The organism is Micromonospora sp. NPDC003776 (genome assembly GCF_053605645.1).
In genome coordinates this window covers 1-11,093 of record NZ_JBSGJR010000190.1, presented here as the reverse complement: position 1 = coordinate 11,093, position 11,093 = coordinate 1, and the positions used below count along the sequence as shown (strand labels likewise).

Here is an 11,093-nt window from a genome sequence, read left to right as displayed (position 1 = left end):
GCCGGCGCTGACCACCTCCACCCCGGCGCCGCCGAGGATGAGGTCGGCCGAGCCCTGGTCGGTCGGATCCGGCTGGGCGCCGGCGAGGCTCGCGTCGGCGCAGGTCTCGGCGGTCAGGCGCTTGTCGCCGAAGACGGTCGCCCCGCCGTCGCCGCCGATCACGTGGTCGCTACCCAGCCCGCCGACGAGCAGCTTGGTCTGCGACTGGGTGCCGGCCGGTAGCGGCTGGTGGGTGACCTGCCGGGCCGGGCCGTAGCCGTCGGTGCCGTCCGGGTCGCCGACCGAGGCCGGCTCGGCGATCACGTAGTCCTGGTCGGGGCCGCCGAACAGTTCATCGGTGCCGTAGCCGCCGACCAGCACGTCGTCACCGCCGTAGCCGTACAGGTGGCCGGTCTGCCCGTTCGCGGAGTGCGAGACGACCAGGTCGCTGCCGGCGCTGCCGTGGACGGTGTCCTGGCCGGAGCCGGTGTCGACCTTGTTGACCAGCCCCGCGTCGCCGCTGCCGGCCGCATCCGGGTCGGACGGGACGGTGCTGCTCGCAGTGTGGATGGTGTCGTCACCCTTGCCGCCGTTGAGGATGTCCGAACCCGGGCCGCCGACCAGGGTGTTCCTGCCGTTCGGCCGGTCGTCGAGGACCACCCCGAGCACGTCGTCGCCGCCGTTGCCGTAGACCGTGCTGGCGCCGTGCCCGACGGTGACGTGGTCGGCCGCGCCCGTGGTCTCCTCGGTGGGGTCCTTGAGCTTCGTCCAGTCGACCAGGCCGTCGAGGGTCTTGTCACCGACCGAGGTGTGCACGGTGGTGCCGCCGGCCCGGTCGACGGGGTCGAGGCCGCTGTCGCCGGCCACCACGTCGTTGCCGTCGCCGGTGGTGACGGTGTCCTGCCCGGCGCCGCCGGCGACCCGGCTCACCTGCCCGGCCGCCTCGGCGGTGACGATCACGTCGTCGCCGCCGCGTCCGTCCACGTACGCCGGTCCGGTGCCGGTGCGGATCTGGTCCTTGCCGTCGGAGCCGATGATCACCGCGGCCTTGTCGAAGGCGGAGGTCTTCGTGCCGTCGCCGCTGGTGTCGCCGTCGCCGAGCAGCAGGATCGACAGGGAGGTCTTGTCCGCGTCGGCGACCTGGTAGCCGCGTCCGTCGACGACCACCCGGGTCAGGTTCGGGTCGAGGAACTCCTGCTTGCGGCCGAGCGCCTCGACCGCGAAGCCGTCGAAGTCGTCGCTGGCGCCGGCGGTGCCCGCGTCGGCGTAGTGCAGCGCGTACACCTTCACCACGTCACCGGCGTAGGTGCCGGCGCCGTTGTCCCACGCCTTGTCCCCGCGCTGCTCCTTCTTGCCGAACTTGCCGGCGAAGACGACCAGGGTGTCCCCGACCGTGCCGCCCAGCTCCGGTGGCTTGGGTTTGCAGTCGGGTTGCGCCCGGAAGTCCAGCAGGGTGGCGTCGACCAGGGTGAAGTCGAAGGTCTTCTCGAACAGGAACAGGTTGATGGTGATGTAGACCTTCAGGAACACCGACAGCTGGCCGCTGGTGGTGAAGAGGCAGACCGGGTTGACCAGGAGCGCCTGGAGGAACTCGCTGGTCCGGAACTTGCCGTCGTTGTTCGGGTCGTTCCAGCTGAACCCGACGGTGAGCCGGATGCCGCCCTCGATGCCCGCCTTGAGGAAGAGCACGCTGACCTCGGCCCCGGCGGCGATCTCGCCGCGCAGGGTGACCACCGGGACGGGCTTGCCGCTGCTGTCGGCGGTCTTGAAGTAGAGGCCGTCGAGGAGGCTGACCGCGTCGAGGGCGGTGCCGTCGGTGGCGGCCTCGACGGCGTGCCGGATGCCCGCGGTGTCCAGGCCGGCGATGAACCGGGCGGTCACCGACGCGCTGCCGGAGAGGGTGATCAGCACCGGCGGCGGCGCGTAGACCGGGCCGAACGACTGCCGCCAGCTGAAACCGAGCGACAGCGGTCCGGAATCGAAGCTGACCAGCTCGACGTCCTGCCCCATGAGCAGCCCGAACAGCGAGCCGGGGTTGTCGAAGACGGGGAAGCTGAAGCCGGTCTTCTGGGCGTTGGTCTTGCCCTTCTCGTCCGGGGTGAACAGCTTGCCCGCGTCACTGGTGGCCGCCTTGTCGACCGCCGTCTTGACGGCCGACTCGTCGGCGGGCTGGTAGCCGTGGTTCTTGTCGATCAGGCTCTCCGCCGAGGCGGGCGACACCTCCGTGGTGAGCGCCTTCGCCGGATCGACCTGGAACGCGCCGAGCGGGATCGAGCAGTTCGTGTTGCAGGTGGTGGAGATCTGGTTGACGAAGGTGATCACGGCGCGGACCGTGTCGACGAACTCGAGCTTGGGGCCGCCGGTCAGCGTGCTGAACGTCCGGGCCAGCCAGACCAGGGTGATGTCCGGTCCGCCGGTGGCCTTCGACAGGTCGGACAGGACCGGGATCGGCGCGTAGAGGGTGTCGATGACCGGCTGGAGCGGTCCGGTGACCGCCTTGATCTTGTCCACCACCGGCTTGAGGATCTTGGTGAAGAAGGAGCCGGCGTCCAGCGCGATCTCGGTGAAGCTGACCTGCAGCGGTGTGTCGACGCTGTCGCCGCTCGCGGTCAGGCCGCCCTGCTGGTGCTTCAGGCCCCACTTGAGCTGGAAGCGGGCGCTGATGCCGGGCAGGGCGGAGCCGGCCTCGTCGCCGGTGTTCACCACCGCCGCCAGCCGCCAGTCGATGTTCACGTCGGCGGAGACGTCGGTGGCGATGAGCGAGCCCAGGTCGGCGAACTCGGCGAGCGTGAGCTTGTCATCGGGCTTCGCGGTGCAGTTCGCGGTGACGGTGGGGTCGAAGCAGCTCTTCTCCCCCGTCGAGCCCTTCAGGTCGATGGCGAAGTACGCCTTCACCAGCGGCCCGGTGCCCTGCTTGGTGGCGTTCACCTGGATGAAGGCGAGCTGGGCGGCCAGGTCGCCGGTGGTGTCGAAGTTCCCGCCGATCTGCACCTCGGGCGCGGTGTCCCCGTCATGGGTGGGGACGTAGAAGCCCTCGTCCCGGTCGAGCACCAGGTCCAGGTGCAGCTTCCAGCCGAGCTTGGCCTGGATGCCGTCGGTGGCGCCCTTCTTCGCCTTCAGCGACAGGCCGGGGATGCCGAGGTCGAGCGGGACGTTGGCGGTCAGGCACCGGTCGGTGTCGCTGACGTCCTTGCAGCCGTCGGCGGCCGAGGGCGCGCCGCGGGAGGCGGTGAGCTTGATCCGGATGGACTGGAAGTCCTCCGGCTGGCAGGGGGTGGCCACCCCGCTGCGGCAGCCGACCACCGCGCTGACGCCCGGATCGAGCTTCTTCAGCGCGTTGTTGAGGGCGGACTGCATGCCGGCGCTGTCCAGCGTGGCGTCGGCCAGTGCCGGGCCGATCGCGGCCTTGACGTCCGCGCGCAGCTGGGCGACGAACTTCTCGCCCTGCTGGAGGTCGTCGCCGACCAGGGGCAGCTTGCCGTCGAAGCTGGCCAGCCGCAACGCCTCCTCCACCTTGGCCAGGTAGCCGTCGATGCCGACGTTGAAGTCGGTGAGCTTCAGCGACAGGTTGGCGAAGCAGGAGGTGAGGTCGGGGGTGTTGGCCGTGGGCGTGAGGTCCAGGCCCATGGTGAAGGTGAGCACGTTGGTGGCGTCGGCCGGCGTGCAGTTGTTGACGAACAGCGGCGCGCGGGCGCAGATCGGGGTGCTCGTCCCCCCGACCCCGCCGCCGCAGTCGACGCCGGCGGTGGTGAACGTCGGCGTGAGGCCGAACAGGTCGGTCACCGGCCCGTCCGCGGCGAGGCCGCCGAGACCGACGCTGAGGTTGGCCTTGACGGTGGCGAAGTCGGGGTCCTTGCCGAGGTCCAGCGCCAGCGGGCCGACCCGGGCGGCGAGGGCCGCGTCGGTGATCCCGCCGCTGACGGTCACCTTCGCCGAGGAGGTCTTGTCCAGCAGCGGCGCCGCGTTCAGCTTGAGCGGCAGCAGCAGGCCCAGCTGGGCGCGGGCGTCGACGTCCAGGGCGAAGGTGCCGGAGCTGTCCAGGCTGACCAGGTCCCGGGCCCCGTCCCAGGCGAAGGCGAGCGGCCCGGCGGTGCGCACGTTGCGCTTCCAGTCCAGCCCGATCCGCAGGTACGGCCCGCCGGCCCGCTCGTCCAGCGTGAACTGGATCCCGCTGCCCGCGCCGATCGCGTTCTTGAGCAGGTCGAGGGCGTCCTGGAGGGTGTCCGGAGGCGAGGCGAGCAGCTTGTCCAGCGCGTCGGCCAGCTCGGGGCGCAGCGCGTACGCGGTGCCGTCCGCGGGTTTGGGCGTGCCGGCGGCGGCGACCCGCAGGGTCTGGCCGTCGACCCGGTCCAGCACCCGGTACGCCTGGCTGCCGATCACCACGGTGCGGCCGGTCAGCCGCTCGTCGAACGCCGCGTCGCCGCTGCGGTTGCCGTCCTTGAGGAGGAAGTTCGCGCCGTCGGCGACGAAGGAGACGCCCTTGCCGACGCCGCTCTCGTCGGCGCCCAGCAGCTCCCGGGCCGAGCGGCCGAGCAGCGGGATCTCGGTGTTCAGCGGGCCGCTGCCGCCGCCCGGCTGAACGAGCGCGGCGTTGACCAGCCGCAGCGCCTCGACGACCACGGCGAAAAGCGCCTTCGGGTCGTCCGGGTTGAAGTCGACGGCGAAGAGCCCGGCGAGGCTGCTGGTGTCCACCACCGGTTGCTGGCCGGCGGTCCAGCTCACGTCGACGCCGACCCCCGTGCCGAGGGCCCCGGTGGCGCCGGGCACGCTGACCGTGACCTTGCCGGTGGTCTTCACCGACGAGGAGACGGCGAGCAGTTCGGTCGGCTTGGACTGGAGCCGGCGGAACAGCTCGCCGAGGCTGACGTCCTCCGCCTTGGTGAAGTTGACCTGGAGCATCCGCTGCCCGGCGGCCGCCGGGCCGACGGCCAGGTCGCCGCCGAGCTTGACCTTGAGGAAGCCGGCGTTGGCGTAGAAGTCGACGCCGGTGGTGATCGGGAAGTCGGCGGCGAACAGCGGCGTCGCCGGGTCGGTGCGCAGCAGCACCCGGTCCGCGTTGGCGGTCGGGCTGCCGAGGTCGTCGCGCAGGTCGAGGACGAGGGTCACCGCGGCGCTGTACTTCGGCTTCACGGTGGCGAAGCTGGCCTGGGCGTTGGCCGCCCGCAGGCCGACCTTCTTGTCCCCGCCGGCCGGCTTGGTCAGCGTCCCGGCCAGCTCGACGGCGCCGATGTTGGGGCTGGAACCGCTGATCACCCAGACGCTGTCGGCGGCCGGCTGGCCGCCGATCCAGTTCTGCGCCAGGGTGACCGAGGTGGCGGTGTTGGCGGCGATGGTGCCGGCCGAGGTGCCGGCGACGACCCGCTGGCCGACCAGTTCGCCGGGGGTGAACCGGTGGTCGTCGGCGGGGAGGGTGAAGCCGTTGGCGGTGAAGGTGGCACCGCGGCCGGAGACCGAGGCGGCGCCCGGGTCCAGCGGCACCGCGACCGTGGACTCCCGCTCCAGCTTCACCCGGAAGACGAGCTTCTCCCCCGCGAAGGAGAGGTTGTCGACCGGCAGGCCCTCGGCGGCGAGCAGCTTGACCAGTTCCTGGATCGAGCTGAACTTCGGCTGGCCGGCCTTGGCCGGGTCGTCGGTGGCCGGGTTGAACTCCGGGTCGTCCGGCTTCGGGTGGACGTACTTCTTGAGGAAGCCGGTGAGCTTCTCGTTGACCTTCACCGCGTCGGCGAAGGTGCCGCGCAGGAACGGCAGGCTGAGGTTGCCGGCCGGCCCGCTCTGCTGCACCCCGCTGAGCAGGGTGGCGAGCTGGGCCAGGCCGGAGGCGAGGTCCAGCGGGCTCATGTTGCGGAACTTGGCGATCGTCTCGTCCAGCCCGGTGGTGGTCACCGTCGGGCTGCCGACGGAGATGTCGTTCCAGTCCACGTTCACGGTCGCGGCGACGGCGGGCAGGTCGAACGGGGCGCCGGAGGTGGCGGCGCCGAGCTTGACCACGCCGTGCACGGAACCGGGGCCGGGCTCGGTCTCGGTGTCGGAGATCTTCCCGCCGCCGGAGCCGTCCAGGGCGACCTGGACCAGTCCGGCGAGGGAGCCGGACGCGCCCAGCTCACCGGTGCCGGGGCCGGCGGCGGTGTCGAAGGCGAGCCGGCCGTCGCCGTTCGGGTCGGTGAGGGTGACCTTCACGTGGGTGCGGGCGGTCAGCGTGCTGCCGGCGGTGAGCGTGACGCCGAGGATGCCGACGGAGGCGGTGGCCTGGTCGAAATCGGACCGGAGGCTGGCGGCCGCGTCGATGTCGATGCGCGGGGTGTCCCCGTCGCGCACCAGGTACGTCTCGCCGGCGGCGGTGTGCCGCGCCTTGAGGTGCAGGGTCGCCCAGCCGGTCACCTCGACCGCCTTGGCCAGGGTCACCCCGCCGACGGCGAGATCCTTGTCGGTGACCTGCCGCTTGGTGGTGACCAGCACGTCGAGCAGGTGGTCGCCGCCGCTGGTGCTGACCGTGCTGGTCAGCCGGGTGCCGCCGCCCAGGTCGACGTCGTCCTTGGTGAGCCCGCTCGCCAGCGCGTCGGACGCCTTGCGGGCGAGCTTGTCGGTGTCCACCAGCGCGCCCGGGCTGACCCCCAGCAGCGGCAGCGGCTGACCGAGCAGGCCGACCCGGGACAGGCCGCCCTCCGCCCAGGTGGCCGTCCGCGACATCAGGTCCTTGAGCGCGCTCTCCCACGCCTCGTCCGCGTGGGCGGGCGCCGCGGTCCACACCAGGGCGAGCGCGGCGGTCACCACCGTCGCGGTCAGCGCGGCGAGCAGCCGCCGTAGAGCCACCATGAGCCACCTCGTTCCTCGATGGCCGTCGACGACGGCGCTGGTCAGGCGCCAGCACACCGATCGCGGGCGGGACTCACAACGACTGTGTCGAGATGGTGACAGGCCGTCAGACCGATCGGTCGACGTCACTTCGCCGAGGGTGCCGTACCGACTGTGCGCTCAGCTCGACCGATCGACCGCACCGGACGGAAAAGGCCGACCGTCCATGACGGAAGGTCGGCATTTTCGGACAGCGGCCGGTTCGCCGGCCGGGCCGGAGTCAGAACGGGGCGTCCACCGACAGCCGCCGCACCTGGGTCAGGTAGGGGTCCAGCTCCCCCACCTCGAACCGGCAGGTGCCGATCACGTGCCAGAACTGGCCGCCCGGGTCACCGTCCAGCTTGTACCGGCCGTCCGGACTCACCGCGGCCCAGCCCTCCGGCAGGCCGATCAGGGTGGCGCGCAACTGCGCGTGCTCCGGGTCGGCGACGTCCCACAGCCGGACCGTGCCGTCGTCGCCGGCGCTGGCCAGCAGGCTGCTGTCCGGGCTGAACGCCACCGACCAGACCCGCCGGGTGTGCGCCGCCAGGGTGCCGTGCAGCCGCCCGGTGCCCGGGTCCCACAGCCGGATGATCAGGTCGTCCCCGGCGGTGGCCAGCAGCGCCCCGTTGGGGCTGAACGCACAGGACCAGAGCCGACCGGTGTGCTCGGTGAGCACGCTGCGCCGCTCGCCGGTGAGCGCGTCCCACACCACCGCGGTGCCGTCGTTGCTGGCGCTCGTGAGCAGGGTGCCCTCGGCGTTGAAGCTGACCGCGTACACCCGGTCGGTGTGCTGTTCGAGGGTGCGCCGGCAGGTGGCGGTGGCGGCGTCCCAGAGCCGGACGAGCTGGTCGTCGCAGCCGGTGGCGATGGTCTCGCCGTCCGGGCTGAACGCCACCGCCCGCACCCGGCCCCGGTGCGGGGTGAGGGTGGCGAAGTGCCGCCCGGTCCGCCGGTACCAGAGCCGGACCGTGTCGTCGTCGTTGGCGGTGGCCAGGGCGTCCCCGTCCGGGCTGAACGCGGCCGCCCAGACGTGGTCGGTGTCCACGTTGAGCTCCCGCTCGTCGACGCCGGTGTCGGTGTTCCACAGGTGCACCCCACCGTCGCCGCTGGGCGCGGCGACCAGCGGCTCGCCCGGGCAGAACACCGCCGAGAGCAGCCGGTCGGCCGGGCTGGCCAGCTGCCGGACCAGCCGGCCGGTACGCGGCTCCCACAACCGGACCACGCCGTCGTTGCCGCACGCGGCGAGGACCTCGCCGTCGTCCCGGAAGGACAGCGCGGTGACCCGCCGGCCGTGCCCGCGCAGGGTGTGCTGGAGCTGCCCGCTGCGTACGTCCCACATCCGGGTGGTGCCGTCGTTGCTGCTGGTCGCCACCTGCGCCTGGTCGGGCCGCCAGACCACCGGCCAGACCGAGCCGCGGTGCCGGGTCAGCTCGTGCCGGGGCTGGCCGTCGGCGGTCTCCCACAGCTGGATGGCGCCGTCGCTGGCGGCGGTGGCGAGCAGGGTGCCGTCGGCGTTGAACCGGACGCTGTAGATGGCGCCCCGCTGCCGGCCGAGCACCCGCACCGGCCGCCCGGTCTCCACCTCCCACAGCCGCAGCGCTCCGTGGGTGTCGCCGGTGGCCATCAACCCGCCGTCGGGGTGCACGTCGAGGGCGTACACGTCGGCCTCGTGGCCGCGCGGCTGGCGCAGCAGCTCGCCGTCGGTGGCCCGGCGGATCCACACCCGGCCGTGCTGGCCGACCGCGACGAAGGCCCGCCCGTCGGGGGTGTGCACGACGCGGTAGACCACCTCCGGCTCGCGGACCTCGAAGGCCGGCCGGCCGGAGGCGATGTCCCAGCCGCGGACCACGCCGGCGCTGTCCACCACCACGACCCGGCGCCCGTCGGGGCTGAACGACGTGCCCCAGATCGGCGCGGCGTGGCCCGGCCACTCGTGCCGCAGCCGGGCGGTGCGGGTGTCGTAGAGCCGGACCACACCGGCCGCGTCGCCCACCACCAGCCGGCCCCGCGCCCCGTCGGTGAGCAGCGGCCACACCCAGCCGGCGAAGACGTCCTCGATGACGTGCCGCACGTCGCCGTGGTCGGCGTCCCAGAGCCGGACGGTGAGGTCAGCCGCCCCGGTGACCAGCTGGTGCGAGGCGGCGTCGAAGCGCACCGCGTACACCCGCCCCCGGTGGCCCTGGAGGGTGCGTACCGGCAGCCCGGTGGCCGTGTCGCAGATCAGCACGCCACCGTCGTCGCTGCCGACCGCGAGCACCGCCCCGTCCGGGCTGTACGCGACGGGCACCGGCAGCCGGCCCACCTCGAAGCCGTAGGAGACGCCCACGGCCGGCGGGGCGAGGCCCGGCGCCACCGGCCGGCCGGGGGCGACCACCGCGCCGCGCAGCTCCGGCGCGCGCAGCAGCGCGGCGTCGGCGCTCACGTCGATCAGGGCGGCCCGGTGCCAGCTGCTGCCGGAGATCCGCGCGCCGCGCAGGTCGGCCCGGAACAGCCGGGACCCGGCCAGTTCGGCGCCGCGCAGGTCGGCCCCGGCGAGCCGGGTCTGGTCCAGCCGCGCGCCGCGCAGCCGGGCGTGTTCCAGCCGGGCCTCGGTGAGGTTGGCCGACACCAGCCGGGTGTCGGTGAGGTCGGCGCCGGTGAGGTCGGCGCCGGCCAGCTCGCGGTGGGAGAGGTCCTCGCCGCGCAGCACCGCGCCGCGCAGGTCGGCCCGGTCGGGCAGCCGCAGCCGGGCGCTCAGCCGCAGCGCGTTGGCCCGGACCGTCTCCCCGGCGTCCTCGTCGCCGAGCACCCGCGCGGTCCACGCGGTGCACCGGGCCGGGTCGGCCAGGTCGCCGAGGAACTCGACGGCCAGCGCCGAGAGCGGGCGCACGGCCAGCGCGGACGGCTCCTCGCCCCGGTTGAGCTGCTCGGCGATCCCCTCCGCGACCAACCACTCCATCACCGAGGTGTGGATGAACCCGAACAGCCCGTCGTCGGTACGGACCAGCAGGCTGCCCGCGCCGACCGCGTGCGTGGCCTGCGGCCCGGACAGCCGGGACTCGGCCAGCCCGGCGAGCTGGCCGGTGGCCTCGGCGAGCTCGGCCAGCCGCAGGTAGGACTCGCCGCTCTCCCACAGCTGGAAGGCGAGCCGGGTCACCGCGTGCCACAGCTCGGGCCGGCGCAGGTTCACCGGCGCGCCCGGGATGCCCTGGGTCCGCCGCTCCTCGAAGTCCAGCCAGGACTCCAGGATCTCCCGGTAGAGCGCCGCGGCGCTGAACGTGCCCCCGGCCCCGGCCACGGCGGACAGCCGCCCCTCGTCGAGGTTGGCGATGAAGCCGAGCATCCGCGGGTTGCGGGAGAGGCCGAGCAGGTCCTTCACCCCGGCGAGCAGGTCCATCCGGTCCCGGGCGGCCCGCTCGTCGCCGCCGTACCGGTGGCGCAGGAAGGTCTCGATCTGACCGGGGGTGAAATCCTCGATGGCCAGCACCCGGCGGTGCGGCAGCAGGCCGACCCGCTCGCCGAGCGCGGTCAGCACCTGCGAGTTGGTCTTGAAGTGCTGGGTACGGCTGCTCACCACGATCTTCGCGTTGCCCTCGGCCGCCTGCAGCAGCGTCTCCAGGTGATCGGCCGCCCGGTCGTACGTCACCCGGGCCACCAGCTCGTCGAAGCCGTCGAAGAGCAGCACGATGCGCCCCTGGCGGAGCATGTAGCGGAACGCCTTGAGGTCGATCACCTGCTCGCCGTGGTTGGCCAGGTGCGCGGCGACCAGGCCGTCGACCGAGTGCGCCTTGTCCAGCGCGCGCAGCTCCACGAGGATCGGGATCAGGTCGGGCGCGGCGGTGGGCAGCCGGCGGGCCACCTCGCGCAGCGCGAACGTCTTGCCCCGGCCGAAGTCGCCGAGCACCAACACGAACCGCCCGTCCGGCGCGGAGATCAGTTCGAGCAGCTCGTCCACCACGTCCTCGCGGACCCGCTGGTCGGCGCCGACCAGGTGGCGGTAACGCTGCGGCACGTACTGGCCGGGCGGGTAGAGCCGGTCGGCCTGCAGCCGGGCGGTCTGCGCGGCGACGTATTCCCGCAGGTCGAGCAGGCCCTGGAACTCGGTCAGGTGCAGCACGCGGACGCCGCGCCGCTGCGCCTCCTCGGCCAGCCCGCGGGGCACCCGGTCGCCGTCGTAGACCAGCTCGGACGGGATGTCCGGGTCGGCCACGCCGTACCACTACTCGACGTACGACCAGGAGACCGAGGTCGCGCCCTCGGCCCGGCCCAAGGTGATCATCCTCGGCTCCGGGCCGAACCGG

At 73.1% G+C, this 11,093-nt stretch carries 2 protein-coding genes; both read right to left on the bottom strand.

The window, feature by feature from the left end; translation table 11 throughout:
• Positions 1 to 6,792 (bottom strand): calcium-binding protein (locus ACWEVO_RS17275; RefSeq protein ID WP_452308530.1); only part of this gene is annotated, 6,792 nt, incomplete at its 3' end.
• 259 nt (positions 6,793 to 7,051) lie between these two features.
• The gene (locus ACWEVO_RS17270; RefSeq protein ID WP_452308531.1) at positions 7,052 to 10,954 is read right to left on the bottom strand and encodes a WD40 domain-containing protein; all 3,903 of its coding nucleotides are present in this window, start codon (positions 10,952 to 10,954) and stop codon (positions 7,052 to 7,054) included.
• Positions 10,955 to 11,093: the final 139 nt, after the last annotated feature.